Source organism: Pseudomonas sp. MWU318 (assembly GCF_016756945.1).
GTDB classification, from domain to species: Bacteria; Pseudomonadota; Gammaproteobacteria; order Pseudomonadales; family Pseudomonadaceae; genus Aquipseudomonas; species Aquipseudomonas putida_A.
In genome coordinates this window covers 292,773-310,803 of sequence record NZ_JAESJL010000002.1, presented here as the reverse complement: position 1 = coordinate 310,803, position 18,031 = coordinate 292,773, and the positions used below count along the sequence as shown (strand labels likewise).

Genomic DNA, 18,031 nt, shown 5'->3' with positions numbered 1-18,031 from the left:
GAGCCCATCCATGTCCGCCTGCCAGACTCCTATCATCGTCGCCCTGGATTTCCCCACCCGTGACGCCGCACTGAAGCTGGCCGACCAGTTGGACCCGAAACTGTGCCGGGTCAAAGTGGGCAAGGAACTGTTCACCAGTTGCGCCGCGGAAATCGTCGGCACCTTGCGTGACAAAGGCTTCGAGGTGTTCCTCGACCTGAAATTCCACGACATTCCCAACACCACCGCGATGGCGGTGAAAGCCGCTGCCGAGATGGGCGTGTGGATGGTCAACGTGCATTGCTCCGGTGGTCTGCGCATGATGGCGGCCTGCCGTGAAGAGCTTTCCAAGCGCAGCGGCCCGCAACCGTTGCTGATTGGCGTGACCGTGCTGACCAGCATGGAGCGCGAGGATCTGGCCGGTATCGGTCTGGATATCGAGCCGCAGGAGCAGGTGCTGCGTCTGGCTGCGCTGGCTGAGAAGGCCGGGATGGACGGTCTGGTGTGCTCGGCGCTGGAAGCCACCGCACTGAAGTCGGCGCACCCGTCGCTGCAACTGGTGACCCCGGGGATTCGTCCGGCAGGCAGTGCGCAAGATGACCAGCGCCGTATCCTGACCCCGCGTCAGGCACTGGATGCCGGTTCCGATTACCTGGTGATTGGTCGTCCAATCAGCCAGGCGGCAGATCCTGCCAAGGCACTGGCGTCGGTCGTGGCCGAACTGGCCTAAAAAGATCGCAGCCTTCGGCAGCTCCTACAGGGGTTATGTGAACACCTGTAGGAGTTGGCGCAGCCTGCGATCTTTTGATCTTGCTTCAGACCTTCAGCACCAACTTGCCGAAATTCTCCCCGCTGAACAATTTCATCAGCGTCTCCGGAAAGGTCTGCAGACCTTCGACGATGTCTTCCTTGCTCTTGAGCTGCCCCTTGGCCATCCAGCCGGCCATTTCCTGCGCTGCACTGGCGTACTGCTCGGCGTAGTCCATCACCACAAAACCTTCCATGCGCGCACGATTGACCAACAGTGACAGGTAGTTGGCCGGGCCTTTGACCGCGTCCTTGTTGTTGTACTGGCTGATGGCGCCGCAGATCACCACCCGGGCTTTCGGTGCCAGACGGCTGAGCACGGCGTCGAGGATCTCGCCGCCGACGTTATCGAAATACACATCAACGCCTTTCGGGCACTCACGCTTGAGCCCGGCCAGCACGTCTTCGTGCTTGTAATCGATGGCACCGTCGAAGCCCAGTTCATCGATCAGGTATTTGCACTTGTCGGCACCACCGGCGATGCCCACCACCCGGCAGCCTTTGATTTTGGCGATCTGCCCGGCAATGCTGCCCACCGCCCCGGCAGCTCCGGACAACACCACCGTGTCGCCAGCCTTCGGGGCGCCGACGTCGAGCAGCGCGAAATAGGCGGTCATGCCGGTCATGCCCAGCGCGGACAGATACACTGGCAGCGGCGCCAGTTTCGGATCGACCTTGTAGAAACCTCTGGGCTCGCCAAGGAAATAATCCTGCACGCCGAGGGCACCGTTGACGTAGTCGCCGACGGCAAAGCCCGGGTTGTTCGAGGCAATGACCTGACCTACGCCCAAGGCGCGCATGACTTCACCAATCGCCACCGGCGGAATGTAGGACTTGCCCTCGTTCATCCAGCCGCGCATGGCCGGGTCGAGGGACAGGTATTGGTTTTTCACCAGGATCTGGCCTGTGCCCGGTTCGCCGACCGGGACTTCCTGATAAGTGAAGGTTTCACGGGTCGCAGCCCCCACCGGGCGTTTGGCGAGGAGGAACTGGCGATTGGTCTGGCTGGTCATGGCAGGCACTCGAACTGAATGAAGCCTAGTTGATAGACCCTCGAGGCCAATGCCGCAAGGTTGGCTGATGCGGCGAATGCGCAATGATCCAGTGCAGTGATAGTCCCACGGCAGCTTTTATCACTGCGACGGATGAAGGCATAAACAGCCTTCTGATAGTGCTGACGTGAGGCGCGCCACGGTGGCTATGCTGCGATTCTGCAAATCCCTCCTGCATCTCTCCCTTCGAGGACATAACAATGAGCATGACGTTTTCCGGCCAGGTGGTCGTAGTCACTGGAGCGGCCAACGGTATTGGCCGGGCGACCGCTCAGGCATTCGCCGCCGAAGGTCTGAAAGTGGTGGTGGCCGATCTGGATGCGGCAGGGGGCGAAGGAACCGTGGCGCTGATTCGTACAGCCGGTGGCGAAGCGACCTTCGTACGCTGCAACGTTACCGTCGAAAGCGAAGTGAAGAATCTGATGGACGAGGTGATCAATACTTACGGTCGCCTGGACTACGCCTTCAACAATGCCGGGATCGAAATCGAGCAAGGCAAGCTGGCTGACGGCTCGATGGACGAGTTCGACGCGATCATGGGCGTCAATGTCAAAGGCGTGTGGTTGTGCATGAAATATCAGTTGCCGCTGTTGCTCGCTCAGGGCGGCGGGGCGATCGTCAACACCGCGTCGGTGGCGGGCCTTGGCGCGGCGCCGAAGATGAGCATTTATGCAGCGTCGAAGCACGCGGTGATCGGCCTGACCAAATCGGCGGCGATCGAATATGCGAAGAAGAAAATCCGCGTCAACGCCGTGTGCCCGGCGGTGATCGACACCGACATGTTCCGCCGCGCCTACGAGGCCGACCCGAAGAAAGGCGAATTCGCCAACGCGATGCACCCGGTGGGCCGCATCGGCAAAGTCGAGGAAATTGCCAGCGCCGTGCTGTATCTGTGCAGTGATGGCGCGGCATTCACCACCGGCCATTCCCTGGCTGTGGACGGTGGCGTCACCGCCTTCTGATGGGTTGCCGCAAGACTTGAGAAAACCCGCCTTGCTGCGGGTTTTCTTGTTGTTGTCCGTCAGTTCCCGGAATTCGTTAAACAATGTGTATCAAATAGTTAGAACTGTCGCTTTTGACGGCGTTGTCGCACAGCCTGTAGGCCGTGGCTGTGATTTACTGCCGCCAGCAAAACGGACAGGAGTTTGCGTGCTCATGGAATTGAGAATTGACCGACAGGCAATGGTGCCGGTCGTACAGCAGATTGTTGATGGCATGACCGAGTGGATCTCGCGAAGTGGTGTGGCGCCGAGCACGCGGCTGCCCTCTGTCAGGCAGATTGCGCGGGCCAATCTGCTCAGCCAGTCATGCGTCGCTGAGGCCTGCGAGCGGTTGGTCGCGCAAGGTCTTCTGGCTCCGCGTCAGGGCGCCGGATTCATGGTGGCCGGCGGCGGGTTGCCTGGAACTGAATGCAAGCAGACCGATAGCGCCTTGAAACTCGGAGAAGGTGGCTTGCCGCAAAGCTGGCGGGAGTCCGATGACTTGAGTTATGCGATCCGTCAGGTAGCCCGTACCGACATGGCAAGTCTGTTCAATTACAGCAGCCCGCTGGGTTTGCCGGCCCTGCGCGAACAGATCATCAAGCGTCTCAGGCTGATCAGTCTCCAGGCCCGGGATGAACAGGTGCTGACGACCTCCGGTGCCAGCCATGCACTTGATCTGCTTGTGCGCACGCTGTTCAAGACCGGGGATTGCGTGGTGGTCGAAACCCCCGGGTACACGCCACTTTTTGAGTTGTTGCGCCTGCACGGCGTGCAGATGCTGGAAGTGCGTCGCACACCGAGCGGGCCGGATCCCCAGGCACTCGAGGCGTTGTTGCGGCAGTTCAGGCCGGTGGCGATGTTCATCAACAGCCACCACCACAACCCCACCGGCTCCTGTCTGACCCTGGGCGTAGCCCAACAGATCCTGCAGTTATGCAATGCCCACGATGTGCGCGTGATCGAAGACGATGTCTACGCTGACCTGCACAATGGTAACGGCACACGCCTGGCGGCTCTCGATGAGCGAGTGATCTATGTCGGCAGTTTCTCCAAGACCCTGAGCAGCTCGCTGCGTGTCGGGTTCGTGTATGCCGAGCCGCCGCTGATTGCGCGTCTGGCGCGGGTCAAGATGATCAGCAGCATGGGCACTTCGAGTTTCAATGAGGCAGTGCTGGCCAGTCTTCTGGCCAATGGTGCGTATCGCAAAATGGTCCAGCGTCAGCGTCAGCGCCTGAATACTGATCGGATTGCCGCATTACAGGCGTTGGAAGATGCCGACTGGGAGGTTTTCGGCAAGCCGTGCGGCGGGCTGTTCATCTGGGCCCGTGCACCGCTGAGTGATCCTGCCCGCTTGCACGGGCAGGCACAGTGCAGTGGCGTGCGCCTGTGTGCTCCGGGGGCTTTCAGTCCGAGTGGGGAAGTCGGTGAGTGGCAGCGAATCAATGTCGCCTATGCCTGTGATCCACGGGCCCGGCAGTTTTTTCGCAGCACCTGCGTGAATCGACCTCGAGCGTTCTGAAAACGACGCGTGCGTAGCTTTTTGCCATTATTCCGACGCCAGAGACTTGTGCTGCTCCATGGCCGTTGCGAATCTTCGGCAACAGACTTTGGCAGGGGACTACGCGCAATGATTTCCGCCGTGCAAGGACGTTTTGCCAACCTCGGTATGGCGAAGAAGCTGGCTATCGGGTTCGTGCTGGTGCTGTTATTGACCGCGCTGGTGGCCGCCATTGGTGTCTGGTCCCTGCAGACCATCAGTCAGCGCTTCGATGGGCTGAAGCAGATGTCGTCGCTCAACAGTGCACTGCTCAAGGTGCGGCTGCTGGAGCAGGACTATGCGCTGCACAGCAACCCGAAAACCGTTGATGCCTTGCACGAAGGCGTAGACGGTTTGCTGGCCCAGGCGGCGCAACTCAAGGCGCAATCTCCGGCCAACGTGGCGGTGATGAGCGATGTCGAGCAGGCATTGGGCGCCTATCGCAAGGCTTTCGATGAGTTCGTCTCGCTGACCCAGGCCAAGGATCTGGCGCTGGAAATGGCCAGTTGGTCGGTGTCCAGCGTGGCCAACAACCTGGATGTGCTGCAAGCCGGGCTGGCCGATGACGGCGCGTATACCTTGAAGGACACCGAAGGCAAGGACGGCGCACAGTTCATCGAACAGGCCAGCCAGGTCAGCCAGGTGTCGCGGCTGATGTTGCAGGCGATGAACGAGGCGCGGGTTCGTCTGGATCAGAGCCGCAAGGGCGATGCCGACAGCGCCGGCAAGGGCAACATCGAGCAGGCCGCTCAGGCGCAGGCCCAGGCCGAGCAGTTGAAGACCACGGTCAAGGATGAGGGCTACCTGACGGTACTCAATGAAGTGTCCGGGCACATCGCCGGTTTCAACGACAAGCTCGCCGAGTACACCGGCCTGCTGGCCCAGGAAAAAACCGTCTACGAACAGTTGCACCAGCGTGCAGCGCAGGTGATGGAGCGCGTGGATCAGGCGTATGGCGCCGAGGATGGCGCGATGCAGGCGGAATTGAAGAAGAACTCGGTGTTGATCATCGGTTCTTCGGCGCTGGCATTGCTGGTCGGGCTGATTGCCGCGTGGGTCATCACCCGTTTGATTGTCACGCCGCTGCGCAGCGTGATGCGGGTCGCACAGCAGATTGCGGCGGGGGATTTGAGTGCGAGGATAGAGGTCACCCGTCGTGATGAAATCGGTCAACTGACGCTGGCGATGCAGCAGATGGGCACTGGGCTGAGCACGATCGTCAGCGGTTTGCAGGCGGGGATCGAGCAGTTGGCCAGTTCCGCACAGTCGCTGTCGGCGGTCACCGAGCAGACCAACCTTGAGGTCAACAGCCAGAAGGAAGAGACCGAGCAGGTGGCCACAGCCATGAACCAGATGACCGCCACCGTGCATGACGTGGCGCGTAACGCCGAGGAGGCGGCACTGGCTGCGCAAACGGCGGATGGCAAGGTCGAGAGCGGTCAGCAGGTGGTGCGCCAGAGCATGGCGCGGATCGAGCAACTGGCGGATTCGGCGACTTCGGCCAGTTCGAGCATCGAAAGCCTCAGTGCGCAGATCCAGAACATCGGAACGGTGCTGGATGTGATCAAGAGCGTTGCCGAGCAGACCAATCTGCTGGCGCTTAACGCCGCAATCGAGGCGGCGCGGGCCGGGGAGCAGGGCAGGGGGTTTGCAGTGGTCGCTGATGAGGTTCGTGCGTTGGCGCGGCGTACCCAGCAATCGACCGAGGAGATCGAGCGGCTGGTCAGTGCTTTGCGTTCGGCAGCGCATTCGTCGGTGCAGCAGATTCAGAGCAGTGGTGAATTGGTGAAGCTGGCGGTCAGTGATGCGCTGCAGACCGAGAGTGCGTTGGGGAGTATTGCGGCGGCGGTTTCGTTGATTCAGCAGATGAATCAGCAGATTGCGGCGGCGGCCGAGGAGCAGAGTTCGGTGGCTGAGGAGATCAATCGCAGTGTGACAAGTATTCGCGCGAGTGCGGATCAGTCTTCGATTGCGATGCGGGGGAATGCGGTTTCGAGTGTTGAGCTGGCGCGGTTGGGGGGGGAGCTCAAGGGGATGGTTGGGCATTTTCGGCTTTGACTTGGCAGCCTCTGGGCCGACCAGGTTCTTGGGGTTTGGGGTGAATATCCGTTTTTTTGGGTGTTGCGGCTGGCGGTTTCGCCCTTACGGCGAGTCACTTTTTCAGACGCCAAAAAGTAACCAAAAGGCTTGGCCCCAGCGTTCGGCCCTCGCTTAGGCTCGGGTTCCTTCGCTGCGGGATTCATCCGGGCGCATCGCCTCCGGTTTGCTTCGCTGCACCTCCTCTCGATGTGTTTGGCTGCGCCAAACGGTCGCTGCGCTCCCACCCCCGGATGAACCCCTCCACTCAGCCTGCCGACGGGGCCGGCACGGCAAGATCAAGAGCTGCAGCCGAGCTTGCGCTCATCCTGTGTAGGAGCTGCCGCAGGCTGCGATCTTTTGATCTTGATCTTGATCTTGATCTTGATCTTGTGGGAGCTGGCTTGCCAGCGATGGCGGCCTGACAGCCGACCAGTCTCCAACTGAATAAACTCATGCCCACTGTGGGAGCGGGCTTGCTCGCGAAGAGGCCTGACTGCCAACCAATCTCTAACCGAATATTCTCAATGGCAGCCAGCCACCACCCACAAAAAAGCCACCTCTCGGTGGCTTCTCTGTACCTATCAACCATCAGTCGTAAATCACTTTCTTCTTCCAGTCCGCATCGGCTTCGACTTCTTTGAGGCCTTCGGTCAACTGGTTCACTTCGCCTTCAACCGGAGCAGTCTTGTCCATGACCTGGGCATTGGCACGGGCCAGAAGTTTTTCCAGGTATTGCAGTTGTTCCGCGTACATCTGCGGGTCTTGCTGTTTGCGCAGGTATTGCACGCCGCGTTCGAAGGCGAGGCGGGCCTGGCCGGGTTGGTTTTGTTGCAGGGATTGTTGGCCGAGGTTGTTGAAGAATTCGATGTGCAGCAGGACCAGGATGTGGCGGACTTCCTTGATCCAGTGTTTGGCTTCGTTCGGTGGCAGGAAACCGTCATGGGCGGCGCGGGTGATCTGGCCGTGCAGGGCTTCGAGCAGGAAGCGGACGTCCTTGGCTTTGGCTTCGGTCAGGATCGGTGCCGGCGGGTTGTTGACCGGGATCGATTCGCCTTGGGCCACCAGTGCGCTGAGTTCGGTGATTCGGGCCTTGGTCGTGGCGCTGGTTTTTTCCAGGTTCAGCAGACGTTGGCAGACGTTCAGTTCCAGTCGGGTCAGCAGCAGCTTGAGTGCCGGGGTCATGAACTGGCCGGGAAAGGTTTCGGTCAGTTCGCCGCAGCGGCGCAGGCGGTCGTTGAGTTCGACTTTGGTGCGGGCCTTCTCCAGTTTGTTGTTTTCCACCACATGGTTCATGTAGCCAATGGCGATCAGAATTGCGATCCCGGCTACGACTAGCAGGGTGATCATGAGTGGTGTCACCGGTAAGACCTCTTTATAGGGTTCGCTTGCGAGTGTAGTGGCTGGACATTCAGGCGCCCAGCGCCGCTCGACGAGTTGATTCAGCAGCTTCTGTCTATATCGGCTGCACACTGCTTATATGAATGCTGGCGCAAGGTGCGCAGATTGCCATCATTGTGTTGCGGACTATAACGCCTTGGCGTGTGGCGGAATATAGGCGTCAATCGTCGGGCGACGGAAAAGCCCGAATGCTCCCGTAAAGCAGGTCGAAGTCATTGATTTAAATAAATTTATATTCGGGGGTTGACGACCTCTAAAACCATCCCTAGAATGCGCGCCACTTGCAGCGTAAAGCACATAGCGAAACGCGGCAGGGAGTGAATGTTGTAGTGTGTCCCCTTCGTCTAGTGGCCTAGGACACCGCCCTTTCACGGCGGTAACAGGGGTTCGAGTCCCCTAGGGGACGCCAATGCGGGAATAGCTCAGTTGGTAGAGCACGACCTTGCCAAGGTCGGGGTCGCGAGTTCGAGTCTCGTTTCCCGCTCCAATTTTAAACAGCACTGCTTTCGGGCGGGGCTGAGTGAAACCAGAACCAAGTCTTCGGATGCGGGTCTGGACACCGAAACACACACCATGTGTTCCGGGTAGCGTGTCCCCTTCGTCTAGTGGCCTAGGACACCGCCCTTTCACGGCGGTAACAGGGGTTCGAGTCCCCTAGGGGACGCCATTTGCGGGAATAGCTCAGTTGGTAGAGCACGACCTTGCCAAGGTCGGGGTCGCGAGTTCGAGTCTCGTTTCCCGCTCCAAATTCTAAAAGCGCCGCTCAGTGAGCGGCGTTTTTATTAGTGAAAGTTGTAGCCTGTCCCCTTCGTCTAGTGGCCTAGGACACCGCCCTTTCACGGCGGTAACAGGGGTTCGAGTCCCCTAGGGGACGCCATTGCGGGAATAGCTCAGTTGGTAGAGCACGACCTTGCCAAGGTCGGGGTCGCGAGTTCGAGTCTCGTTTCCCGCTCCAATTTCACAAAAACGCCGATCAGTGATGATCGGCGTTTTTGTTTGTGCAGCGTTTTGTACGCAACAAAAAAGGACCTTCGGGTCCTTTTTTGTTTTCACGTCAGGCCCGCTGAATCACGGGCCCATGCCTTATCAGAGCTTCGGTAGCTGGCCGACACGGCCCATCATCTCAGTGACGATCTGCAGGTCGAGCAGGAACTGGTCAACCGTCTTGAACTCGCCATCGGTATGCCCGGTGTATTTGACTTCAGGCCGGGCCAGGCCGAATTGCACGCCGTTCGGCAGTTCATGCACCGAGGTCGCGCCGGCAGACGTGCCGAACTCGTGCTTCATGCCGAGGTTTTCAGTGGCAACCGCCAGCAGTGCCTTGACCCATTCGCCTTCCGGATTGCGGTACATCGGTTCGGCGATCGAGTAAGTGAAGTCCACGGCAACGTGGGATTTCTTGCTCCAGGCCGCCAGTTTGTCAGCGATTTGCTTCTTCAGCACTTCTGGCGATTTACCCTTCGGCACGCGCAGGTTGACTGCCAGTTTGAAGGCTTTGTCGTCCACGCCGACGTAGGTCAGCGAGGTCGTCAGCGGACCCATGAACGAATCGGAGAAGTCCACGCCGAGTTTTTTACCCAGATAATCCAGGCCCCAGTTGGTGGACGCATAGCGTGCAGCGTCGGTGATCTGGTTGTGCTTGAGCGCCACCTTGCCGTCGAGGCTGTTGATGAAGTCGAGCATCCGCGCGACCGGGTTGACGCCGGACTCGGGTTCGGAGGAGTGCGCGGACACACCGGTGACACTCAGCTTGACGTCTTTGCCGTCAACCTTGGCCGCGACTTCGAAGTCACCACCGTGTTTTTTCGCGTATTCGCTGCCGGCTTTCTGCAGACTCGCAGCCAGTTGCTCAGGCTTGTCGGTGACGAGTGTCGCCACCGAAACCGATGGAATCTGGTTGGTTGCCAGGCCGCCGGTCATCGATATGATTTCTGCGCCGCTGCCTTCAGCCTTGCGCAGCGGGAAACTGGCCATGACCGTGCCGTAGCCTTTCTCGGCAATGACCACCGGGTAGCCACCGTCCAGCGCCATGTTGTAGTTCGGCGTCGGGTTGTGTTCGAAGTAATACGGGATCGCGTCGCCGGTGGTTTCTTCGGTGGTGTCCACCAGCAGTTTGAAGTTGCGTGCCAGCGGCAGCTTTTCTTCCTTGATCACTTTCATCGCGTACATCGCGACGACGATGCCGTTCTTGTCGTCCTCGGTGCCGCGACCGTACATGCGGTCGCCGATCAGCGTGACTTTGAACGGGTCGAGTTTGGTGCCGTCCTTCAGCACCCAGTTTTCCGGGGTGACCGGCACCACGTCGGCATGGGCGTGAATGCCCACGACTTCGTCGCCGCTGCCGTCGAGGGAGATTTCATAGACCCGGTTGTCGACGTTGCGGAACTTCAGGTTGAACGATTCGGCCAGGTTCCTGATCTTTTCGGCGATCTTGATGAACTCCGGGTTGTCGTGCTGGGCCACGCCTTCTTTCTGGAAGGTCGGGATTTCCACCAGTTCGCGCAGGGTTTCGAGGGCGGCTTTGCCGTACTTGGCGCGGGTGTAGATGCCCAGCAGGCGATTGATCTCGTTCTGCTGCTCGGCGGTCAGGGTCTTGTTGTCGAGAAAACCATTGATCGCCGGGGCGAGGTTGTCGGTCTTGCTCAGATCGCTTTTCGCGACGGCACCGAGAAACTGACGAAAATCGCTGACCGTCGTATCGCTGAAGGTCTTGAGGATCGCAGCACTTTGCTCAGGGGTGATGTTGGCCTGGGCAGGCAGGGTGAACGACGAAAGACTGGCCAGAGCCAGGCTGGCAGCGGCCAGGCGCTTGAGAGAAAAATTCATTACGGTGGGCATTCCTTTGCAGGCAGTTGAGTGGAAGTGTTTGAAAGTTGAAACAAATCTTTTCCAAACTAACACCACGAAGGTGTTGAAGGGGAGTCCCTGAAGTGGGATCCGTCGCACAGAAATTCAAAAGCGGCGCACGAACGAAAAAGGCCCGAGCAGTGTGCAACTGATCGGGCCTTGTCTTTGGGCGCAGCGTTTACATCGATAGCACCAGCCTGCCGGCGAACAAAATCAGGATCACGCCCATGCTGCGCTCGAACCAATGGCCCATGCGCATGAACAGGGTTCGCACTCGGCTGCTGGAAAAAAACAGCGCGACGATCACGAACCACAGCGCATTGACGAAGCACATCCACACCCCGTACAGCGCCTGAATATTCAGCGGGGTGCTGGCGCTGATGATCGTGGTGAAGATCGCCAGGAAGAACAGCGTGGCCTTGGGGTTGGTGGCATTGGTCAGAAAACCGGTGCTGAACGCCTTGAACAGCGACTGCTCGACCAGCGCTTCGTCAGCGCCTTTTTCGCCCTCGAGCGTGGTCTTCGGTTTACTGCGGATCAGGCTGATGCCGAGGTAAAAGATGTATGCGCCACCGATCACCTTGGCCACCGTCAGCAACCACGGCGTGGTGTGCATCAGGGCGCCAACGCCGAGCAAGGTGTAGAGAACGTGCACCGAAATGCCGGCGCCGATGCCCAGTGCGGTGCAGATGCCCACCAGTCGGCCGAAGCGCACGCTTTGGCGAATGGTCACGGCAAAGTCCGGGCCGGGAGCGACCACGGCCAGAAAGTGAATGGTGGCCAGCGCCAGAAACTCGCCCAGGTAGTTCGATAACATCTCAGCTCCAGAAGGTCAGGGGTGATGCATTGCCGCGATAGCCGACAAAGAACGAAAGGCTCAGACGCGGATCCGCCACGCCCGGAGTCACCGAGTGCATGCAGCGCGAATTGAACATGATGAAATCGCCCGGCTCCGGCCGAACTTCCAGGGTCGGTGGGCCGAGCAGCGCCGGGTCGATGCCGTAACTGTCGCCACGCATCTGGTCGAACTGATCCGGGGTGATGTCGTCGTCCCACATTTGCAGCGCCCCGCCCTCGGTCGGCATGTTCAAGTAGACGTTACAGGCGAACTGCGCCTCCAGGCTGCGGGCCTGAAAGCTGTCCGGGGCGTCCTTGGCGAAAATGTCGTGGTGGGCAAGGAAGCACACACCGGGTTTGACCACCCGCGACAGGCCGACATACATCTTGCGGCCATAGAGGTTTTCCAGATGCGCGCCGGCCGGCCACGACTCGTCGAGCATGCAGCGCAGGGTGTCGACCGGCGAGGAGTAGGGCGCACAGCGCTCGCGCAGTTCGGCGATGTTGCGGGTGGCGCGTTCGAAGTAGTCCTCGATCAGCAGCGGCTGGTTTTCCGCCTCGTAAAACGCCATGCCGATGCGGCCGATGCTCGGCGCGTTGATGTAGCCCTCGAAGCCCGGAGCAAGAATCTTGTTGCCAATCTCGATCGCCAGCGGCTCGGGCAAGAAGCCTTTGACGCGGATGGCGAGGACTTCTTCGTTGGCCAGTTTTTTTATGCACGTCTCATCGAGACGCTCGACGTCTAGCATCATTGTTTTTAGGTCCATCTATCGATAGTCAACGGAACCGGCGAGTGCGGTTCCCCCGGCGTCGAACGCTGCGCGGAGCAGCGCCCGAGAAGCTTAATCCACGCTGTAGTGGACGGATAACGTGCCTTTCTTCTGCGAAATCGAGGCGATCGTGACTGCGCCCAAATCCTTCAGGCTGCGTACATGGGTGCCACCGCAGCCATAGGCCGGCAGTTCGCCAAAACCGATTTCCCGCGCGCCTTCGCGCAGCGAGGTCAGGCGCGGCAGATCGTGTTCGATCCACTGACTGATACCGTGTTGAACGGTTGTCGCGTCGACTTCCTGGGCGGCATCACCCGGCTTGAATTGCACCCGGCCCTCGTCCGGCCAGTGGTGCGCCTTGATCGGCGTCCAGCCCATGGCCTGCAGGAAATGCCCGATCAGGTGCCCGGCCGAATGCATGCGGGTGTTGTAGCGGCGACGTTGTTCATCCACGTGAATACAGGTCATGCCGGGTTTTACCGAGCGATCGACGTAATGCACGATCCGGTCAGGTTCCTGCACCACGCGCAGTACCTGGCTTTCGCCGATCATGCCGGTGTCACAAGGCTGACCACCGCCTTGCGGATGAAACAGCGTGGCGCGCAGCACTACGGCAAATTCGTTCTCGTGGGGCGTGCAGTCGAGGACTTCCACATTAGCCTTGAGGTCATCACTATGGAAAAAGAGGCGAAGCGTCATATTCCATGCCCTTATTAAAGTGTCTTTTTTTATTATATGAATCGTGCAATAACGTGATAATCCGTTCAAACATCAAAGGACTTGTGCGCTGTGAGCATCAATCTTCCGCTGCCACTGCTCGGTGAAATGGCGATCTTCGTCAAGGTCGTGGAGACCGGCAGTTTCTCCGAGGCGGCCCGTCAGTTGGGTTCGTCGCCGTCGGCTATCAGTCGCAGCATTTCCCGCCTGGAAAAAGCCCTGGCCACGCGTTTGCTGCAGCGCACTACGCGCAAACTGCGCTTGAGTGACGGTGGCGAGGAAGTGTTCAAGCGCTGTCAGGAGATGGTCAGCGCCGCCAAGTCGGTGATGGAGATCAGCGGGCAGTTCACCCACGAGGCGGAGGGGCTGGTGCGGGTCAGTGTGCCGAAAGCGGTCGGGCGATTCGTGATTCATCCGCACATGCCCGAGTTTCTGCGGCGTTATCCGAAGGTCGATGTCGAGTTGCTGCTGGAAGACCGTCAGGTTGATCTGATCGACGATCATGTCGACCTGGCGATTCGTATCACTGACCGTCCGCCGGCCGGGCTGGTCGGGCGGCAGCTGCTGACCATCGACCATTTGCTCTGCGCCACCCCGCAATACCTGGCCGAACACGGCACGCCGACTCACCCTCACGATCTGCTCAATCACAGTTGCATCTATCTGGGGGAAACCCCGAGCGATGCGCGCTGGAAATTCAAGAAGGGCAGCAAAGCGGTGACCGTCGGCGTGCGTGGCCGCTATGCCGCCAACCATACCGGCGTGCGGCTCGGGGCAGTGTTGCAGCACATTGGTATAGGCAGCCTGCCGTATTTCACCGCGCGCTATGCGCTTGAGCAGAAGTTGATTGTGCAGGTGTTGCCGGAGTGGACATTTCTCGCTTCCTACCATGGCGGCCTGTGGCTGCTGCATTCACCGACGCGTTACCTGCCGCCGAAGCTGCGGGTATTCATCGATTATCTGGTGGAGTGCCTGGAGAAGGAGCCGACGTTGAGCAAGCCGGGGAAGGCGGGGGCGCTGAATAATCTGGCGATGGCGTATGAATTGCCGGAGAGCGAGGGGCTGTTTTAAAAGCAAAAGATCGCAGCCTGCGGCAGCTCCTACAGGAATCACATGTATTCCCTGGAGGAGCTGCCGCAGGCTGCGATCTTTTGATCTTCAAACCATTAAATCAGTGCTTGCTGTCCTGAGCAGACATCGCCAGCAACTGTTTTTCCTGATTCCAGTCGAACGGTTCGTCGTTCTGTTCGGCTTCGTAGCGACGTTCTTCCAGCGCCTGATACAGGTCGATTTCTTCATCAGACAGGTAGTGCAGGCAGTCACCAGCGAAGAACCACAGCAGATCCCGCGGGATCAGGTGGGCAATTTGTGGATAGCGGGTAATCACTTGGGTCAGGATGTCCTGGCCCAGGTACTGGCTTTCGATCGGGTCGATTGGCAGGGAGGCCAGCAGTTCGTCAAAGCGCTCCAGGAACAAGGCATGGCTTTCTTCGGGAACCTGTTCGGCCTCACCTACGGCGACCAGGATACTGCGCAGATGGTCGAGCAAAACCAGATGATCGGCAACGACGTTGGACACGAGATAAGTCCTCAAGAGCAAAACGGGCGCGGGAGTATAAAGCTCTCGTGCCCGTTTTTCACAAATAAACAGCTACACGGTCGTCGGCATCAGCGGACTTTGCCCTCAGCCTGCTTCAGCTCTTCCTTGTCGAAATCATCGACATCAATCACCTTGCGCCGTGCCGCTTCGGCATCGCGCAGGGTCTGTGCTTCCTGCGGTTGCAACACCCCGGCCTCCAGTGCGGCGTCGATGGCGTGTTCGCCAGCCACCGGTTTGACCTGACCGCTCTTGAGCGAGGTTTGCAGTTTTTTGTGCAGCGGTTGGGCGGCACCCAGCAGATCGCTAGCGTGTTGCAGGGCACCCACGGCATCGTCGGCAGACTGCGGGCGATAGCAGCCGGCGAGCAGTTCTTCGAGGGTCGGATCGCCTTTGGCGCGACCGATCACAGCTGCCACTTCGGCACCCAGTTTGTCCGAAGGGCCTTTGTGGCGACGACCGAACGGAAACACGATTACTCGCAACAGTCCGCCGAACACTCTGTTCGGGAAGTTGCTCAGCAGCTCATCCAGCGCCCGTTCCGACTGGCCGAGGCTTTCTTCCATGGCCCAGCGGAACAGCGGCTCCATATGCGCCGGGGAGTCCAGGTCGTGATAACGCTTGAGCGCAGCGGAGGCCAGATACAGGTTGCTCAACACATCGCCAAGACGTGCGGACAGGCGTTCGCGACGCTTCAGTTCGCCACCCAGCAGCATCATGCTGAAGTCGGCGAGCATGGCGAAAGCCGCTGCCTGACGGTTGAGTGCGCGGAAGTAGCCCTGACTGATCTTGTCCCCGGGCGCATGTTCGAAGTGGCCGAAGCCCAGGTTCAGCACCAGCGTACTGGCGGCGTTGCCGACGGCAAAACCGATGTGCTTGAGCAGCAGGCCATCGAATTCTTTCAGTGCCTGTTCTTTGTCTTCGCGGCCGGCGAGGGCCATTTCCTTGAGCACGAACGGATGGCAGCGAATGGCGCCCTGACCGAAAATCATCAGGTTGCGCGAGAGGATGTTCGCGCCTTCCACGGTGATGAAGATCGGTGCGCCGTTCCAGCTGCGCCCCAGGTAGTTGTTCGGCCCCATGATGATCGCCTTGCCGCCGTGCACGTCCATGGCGTGGGTGATGCACTCGCGGCCGCGTTCGGTCAGGTGATACTTGAGGATCGCCGACAGTACCGATGGTTTCTCGCCCAGATCCACCGCGTTGGCGGTGAGCATGCGCGCGGCGTCCATCATCCAGGCGTTGCCGCCGATGCGCGCCATGGCTTCCTGAATGCCTTCGAAGGCCGACAGCGGGACGTTGAACTGCTCACGTATCTGCGCGTATTGACCGGTCACCAGACTGGTGAATTTGGCCGCGCCAGTGCCGACTGCCGGCAGCGAAATCGAACGCCCGACCGACAGGCAGTTCATCAGCATCATCCAGCCCTTGCCGAGCATGTCCTGGCCGCCGATGAGGTAGTCCAGCGGGATGAACACGTCTTTGCCCGAGTTCGGGCCGTTCATGAACGCGGCACCCAGTGGCAGGTGACGACGGCCGATTTCCACACCCGGTGTATCGGTAGGAATCAGCGCCAGACTGATGCCGAGATCTTCCTTGTCGCCCAGCAGATGCTCCGGGTCATAGGCTTTGAAGGCCAGACCGAGCAGGGTCGCGACCGGGCCGAGAGTGATGTAGCGTTTTTCCCAGTTCAGGCGCAGACCGATGACTTCCTGGCCTTCCCATTCACCTTTGCAGATGATCCCGGTGTCCGGCATGGCGCCGGCATCGGAACCGGCCAGTGGGCCGGTGAGGGCGAAGCATGGAATGTCGTCGCCACGGGCCAGCCGCGGCAGGTAGTGGTTGCGTTGTTCGTCGGTGCCGTAATGCAGCAGCAGTTCGGCCGGGCCGAGGGAGTTGGGCACCATCACGGTGGAGGCGAGGTCGCCGCTGCGGGTCGCGAGTTTCATCGCCACTTGCGAGTGGGCGTAGGCGGAAAAGCCCTTGCCGCCGAACTCCTTGGGAATGATCAGGGCGAAGAAACCGTGCTCCTTGATGTGGCTCCAGGCTTCGGGTGGCAGGTCCATCGACTGGCCGATCTGCCAGTCAGTGACCATCGCGCAGAGTTCTTCGGTGGGGCCGTCGATAAAGGCCTGTTCCTCTTCGGTCAGTTGCGCTTTCGGGTAGGACAGCAACGTGTCCCAGTCCGGACGGCCACTGAACAGTTCACCGTCCCACCACACGGTGCCGGCATCGATCGCGTCGCGTTCGGTCTGCGACATCGGCGGCAGGGTTTTCTGGAACCAGTTGAACAGCGGCGCGGTGAAGTGTTTGCGGCGCAGGTCAGGCAACAGCAACGGCGCGGCAACCGCCGCGAGCACCACCCACAACACCAGCAGCAACCAGCCCGGGGCATGGCTGAAAATGCCCATCGCCAGCAGGTATACGGCGACGATACCCAACGCGGGCAGGGGGGCGATGCGGCGGTGGGCGAGATACGCCACACCGACGATCAGAACCAGTATCCACAACAACAGCATATGTAATCCTCCGTGAACCAAGGCAAACCGACCCTCCAGAGCTTAGACGGCATCTGTAAAACGGGGTGGTCAGAACATGGTGATTGAACTTGTGGGAAACCCCGGATGGTTTTCGTAGGTTCGGTGGGCAACACCCGTGGGAAATCGTTCGCCGTTCCCGCATCTTCGCGTGCATGTTTGGCCGAAACGTCGTTATCTCTGTGCTTGAGCTGTCGCTAGACTCGGGGCTCACCCAGGAGAACATCGTCATGCGCGAGTATCTGAGTTCCGGCCGCTTCATCGATAGTGACCACCCGGCGGTGGTGGAGTTCGCCGAACAACAGCGTGGTGCCAGCCGCGACCCGCTCGCGCAGGCGATCAGTCTCTATTACGCCGTGCGCGAAGCGGTGCGCTACAACCCGTATACCTTCAGCCTCGACCCACAAACCTTGTGCGGCAGTCATGCGCTGGCGGCCGGGGAAAGTTATTGCGTGCCCAAGGCCACATTGCTGGCCGGGTGCGCACGGCATTGCGGCATTCCCGCACGCATCGGTCTGGCCGACGTCAAGAATCACCTGTCGACCCCGCGTCTGCTGGAACTGCTGCGCAGCGATGTGTTTGCCATGCACGGCTACACCGAGCTGTTCCTCAATGACCGTTGGGTCAAGGCCACGCCGGCCTTCAATCAGCAACTTTGCGAGCTGTTCAACGTCGCACCGTTGGACTTTGACGGCATCAGTGACAGCGTTTTCCACCCATACAACCGTGACGGCGCGCTGTTGATGGAGTATCTGGTCGATCATGGTCAGTTCGTCGATGTGCCGGAGCGGTTCTTCTTCGAGCACTTGAAAAAGTGCTACCCGCATCTGTTCGGCGAACATCAGGCGAAGGTCTTGGGCGATATGCAGAGCGATTTGAGTCGGGTCTGAT

The 18,031-nt window shown here is 59.7% G+C and carries 14 protein-coding genes, 6 tRNA genes and 1 pseudogene; 13 read left to right on the top strand and 8 right to left on the bottom strand.

The window, feature by feature from the left end:
* The first annotated feature begins 10 nt into the window (after window positions 1-10).
* Window positions 11-709: an orotidine-5'-phosphate decarboxylase gene (gene pyrF, locus JN524_RS05435; protein WP_047295723.1), complete on the top strand. Its 699-nt coding sequence runs from the start codon at window positions 11-13 to the stop codon at window positions 707-709.
* Between the two features lie 85 nt (window positions 710-794).
* On the opposite strand, the gene JN524_RS05430 is transcribed toward pyrF, so the two are convergent.
* Window positions 795-1,799 (bottom strand): NADP-dependent oxidoreductase, encoded by a 1,005-nt coding sequence (locus JN524_RS05430; RefSeq protein WP_202368748.1) that lies wholly within the window; start codon window positions 1,797-1,799, stop codon window positions 795-797.
* A gap of 239 nt (window positions 1,800-2,038) precedes the next feature.
* Here JN524_RS05430 and JN524_RS05425 point away from each other — a divergent pair, with 239 nt between their 5' ends.
* The 4 genes and pseudogenes from JN524_RS05425 to JN524_RS27425 all read left to right on the top strand — a co-directional run bounded on the left by JN524_RS05425 (window position 2,039) and on the right by JN524_RS27425 (window position 6,416).
* A complete protein-coding gene (locus tag JN524_RS05425) occupies window positions 2,039-2,800 on the top strand; it encodes an SDR family oxidoreductase (protein ID WP_003227117.1) in 762 nt (253 codons plus the stop codon).
* 193 nt (window positions 2,801-2,993) lie between these two features.
* Entirely contained in the window at window positions 2,994-4,340 is a 1,347-nt protein-coding gene (locus JN524_RS05420; protein WP_202368747.1) for an aminotransferase-like domain-containing protein, read from the top strand.
* A 108-nt stretch (window positions 4,341-4,448) separates the two neighbouring features.
* Window positions 4,449-5,507: pseudogene (locus JN524_RS27430) on the top strand (methyl-accepting chemotaxis protein); the annotation flags it as partial.
* 36 nt (window positions 5,508-5,543) lie between these two features.
* On the top strand, window positions 5,544-6,416 hold the full coding sequence (locus tag JN524_RS27425) for a methyl-accepting chemotaxis protein (protein ID WP_442964269.1): 873 nt from the start codon (window positions 5,544-5,546) through the stop codon (window positions 6,414-6,416).
* 609 nt (window positions 6,417-7,025) lie between these two features.
* Here JN524_RS27425 and JN524_RS05410 read toward each other — a convergent pair.
* On the bottom strand, window positions 7,026-7,784 hold the full coding sequence (locus JN524_RS05410; protein ID WP_202368745.1) for a hypothetical protein: 759 nt from the start codon (window positions 7,782-7,784) through the stop codon (window positions 7,026-7,028).
* Window positions 7,785-8,168: 384 nt separating this feature from the next.
* Here JN524_RS05410 and JN524_RS05405 point away from each other — a divergent pair.
* From JN524_RS05405 to JN524_RS05380, 6 genes are all read left to right on the top strand, one after another.
* Window positions 8,169-8,244: transfer RNA gene (locus tag JN524_RS05405), tRNA-Glu, on the top strand.
* A 2-nt stretch (window positions 8,245-8,246) separates the two neighbouring features.
* Window positions 8,247-8,322 (top strand) — tRNA-Gly (locus JN524_RS05400).
* 104 nt (window positions 8,323-8,426) lie between these two features.
* Window positions 8,427-8,502 (top strand) — tRNA-Glu (locus tag JN524_RS05395).
* A gap of 3 nt (window positions 8,503-8,505) precedes the next feature.
* Window positions 8,506-8,581: transfer RNA gene (locus JN524_RS05390), tRNA-Gly, on the top strand.
* Window positions 8,582-8,636: 55 nt separating this feature from the next.
* Window positions 8,637-8,712: transfer RNA gene (locus JN524_RS05385), tRNA-Glu, on the top strand.
* A 2-nt stretch (window positions 8,713-8,714) separates the two neighbouring features.
* Window positions 8,715-8,790: transfer RNA gene (locus JN524_RS05380), tRNA-Gly, on the top strand.
* 131 nt (window positions 8,791-8,921) lie between these two features.
* Here the strand turns inward: JN524_RS05380 and JN524_RS05375 are convergent.
* From JN524_RS05375 to JN524_RS05360, 4 genes are all read right to left on the bottom strand, one after another.
* On the bottom strand, window positions 8,922-10,661 hold the full coding sequence (locus JN524_RS05375; RefSeq protein ID WP_202368744.1) for a dipeptidase: 1,740 nt from the start codon (window positions 10,659-10,661) through the stop codon (window positions 8,922-8,924).
* 199 nt (window positions 10,662-10,860) lie between these two features.
* Complete coding sequence (locus JN524_RS05370; RefSeq protein WP_202368743.1) at window positions 10,861-11,499, bottom strand: LysE family translocator; 639 nt, start codon at window positions 11,497-11,499, stop codon at window positions 10,861-10,863.
* A 1-nt stretch (window position 11,500) separates the two neighbouring features.
* A complete protein-coding gene (locus JN524_RS05365) occupies window positions 11,501-12,271 on the bottom strand; it encodes a 2OG-Fe(II) oxygenase (protein ID WP_202368742.1) in 771 nt (256 codons plus the stop codon).
* 90 nt (window positions 12,272-12,361) lie between these two features.
* A complete protein-coding gene (locus JN524_RS05360; protein WP_202368741.1) occupies window positions 12,362-12,988 on the bottom strand; it encodes an alanyl-tRNA editing protein in 627 nt (208 codons plus the stop codon).
* 90 nt (window positions 12,989-13,078) lie between these two features.
* Between JN524_RS05360 and JN524_RS05355 the strand changes: the two genes are divergently transcribed.
* The gene (locus JN524_RS05355; RefSeq protein WP_202368740.1) at window positions 13,079-14,077 is read left to right on the top strand and encodes a LysR substrate-binding domain-containing protein; all 999 of its coding nucleotides are present in this window, start codon (window positions 13,079-13,081) and stop codon (window positions 14,075-14,077) included.
* A gap of 100 nt (window positions 14,078-14,177) precedes the next feature.
* Here JN524_RS05355 and JN524_RS05350 read toward each other — a convergent pair whose 3' ends face one another.
* Both JN524_RS05350 and JN524_RS05345 read right to left on the bottom strand, forming a co-directional pair.
* Window positions 14,178-14,585, bottom strand: coding sequence for a PA2817 family protein (locus JN524_RS05350; protein WP_007967565.1), 408 nt, complete (start codon window positions 14,583-14,585; stop codon window positions 14,178-14,180).
* Window positions 14,586-14,674: 89 nt separating this feature from the next.
* Window positions 14,675-17,122, bottom strand: a complete 2,448-nt coding sequence (locus tag JN524_RS05345; protein WP_202368739.1) for an acyl-CoA dehydrogenase — start codon at window positions 17,120-17,122, stop codon at window positions 14,675-14,677.
* Window positions 17,123-17,370: 248 nt separating this feature from the next.
* On the opposite strand from JN524_RS05345, the gene JN524_RS05340 reads away from it, so the two are divergent.
* Entirely contained in the window at window positions 17,371-18,030 is a 660-nt protein-coding gene (locus tag JN524_RS05340; RefSeq protein WP_202368738.1) for a transglutaminase-like domain-containing protein, read from the top strand.
* The last annotated feature ends 1 nt before the right edge of the window (window position 18,031 follow it).

Coding starts and splice junctions, on each gene's coding strand:
- pyrF (WP_047295723.1), top strand. CDS start 11: ATGTCCGCCTGCCAGACTCCTATCATCGTCGCCCTGGATTTCCCCACC.
- JN524_RS05430 (WP_202368748.1), bottom strand. CDS start 1,799: ATGACCAGCCAGACCAATCGCCAGTTCCTCCTCGCCAAACGCCCGGTG.
- JN524_RS05425 (WP_003227117.1), top strand. CDS start 2,039: ATGAGCATGACGTTTTCCGGCCAGGTGGTCGTAGTCACTGGAGCGGCC.
- JN524_RS05420 (WP_202368747.1), top strand. CDS start 2,994: ATGGAATTGAGAATTGACCGACAGGCAATGGTGCCGGTCGTACAGCAG.
- JN524_RS27425 (WP_442964269.1), top strand. CDS start 5,544: ATGCAGCAGATGGGCACTGGGCTGAGCACGATCGTCAGCGGTTTGCAG.
- JN524_RS05410 (WP_202368745.1), bottom strand. CDS start 7,784: ATGATCACCCTGCTAGTCGTAGCCGGGATCGCAATTCTGATCGCCATT.
- JN524_RS05375 (WP_202368744.1), bottom strand. CDS start 10,661: ATGAATTTTTCTCTCAAGCGCCTGGCCGCTGCCAGCCTGGCTCTGGCC.
- JN524_RS05370 (WP_202368743.1), bottom strand. CDS start 11,499: ATGTTATCGAACTACCTGGGCGAGTTTCTGGCGCTGGCCACCATTCAC.
- JN524_RS05365 (WP_202368742.1), bottom strand. CDS start 12,271: ATGATGCTAGACGTCGAGCGTCTCGATGAGACGTGCATAAAAAAACTG.
- JN524_RS05360 (WP_202368741.1), bottom strand. CDS start 12,988: ATGACGCTTCGCCTCTTTTTCCATAGTGATGACCTCAAGGCTAATGTG.
- JN524_RS05345 (WP_202368739.1), bottom strand. CDS start 17,122: ATGCTGTTGTTGTGGATACTGGTTCTGATCGTCGGTGTGGCGTATCTC.
- JN524_RS05340 (WP_202368738.1), top strand. CDS start 17,371: ATGCGCGAGTATCTGAGTTCCGGCCGCTTCATCGATAGTGACCACCCG.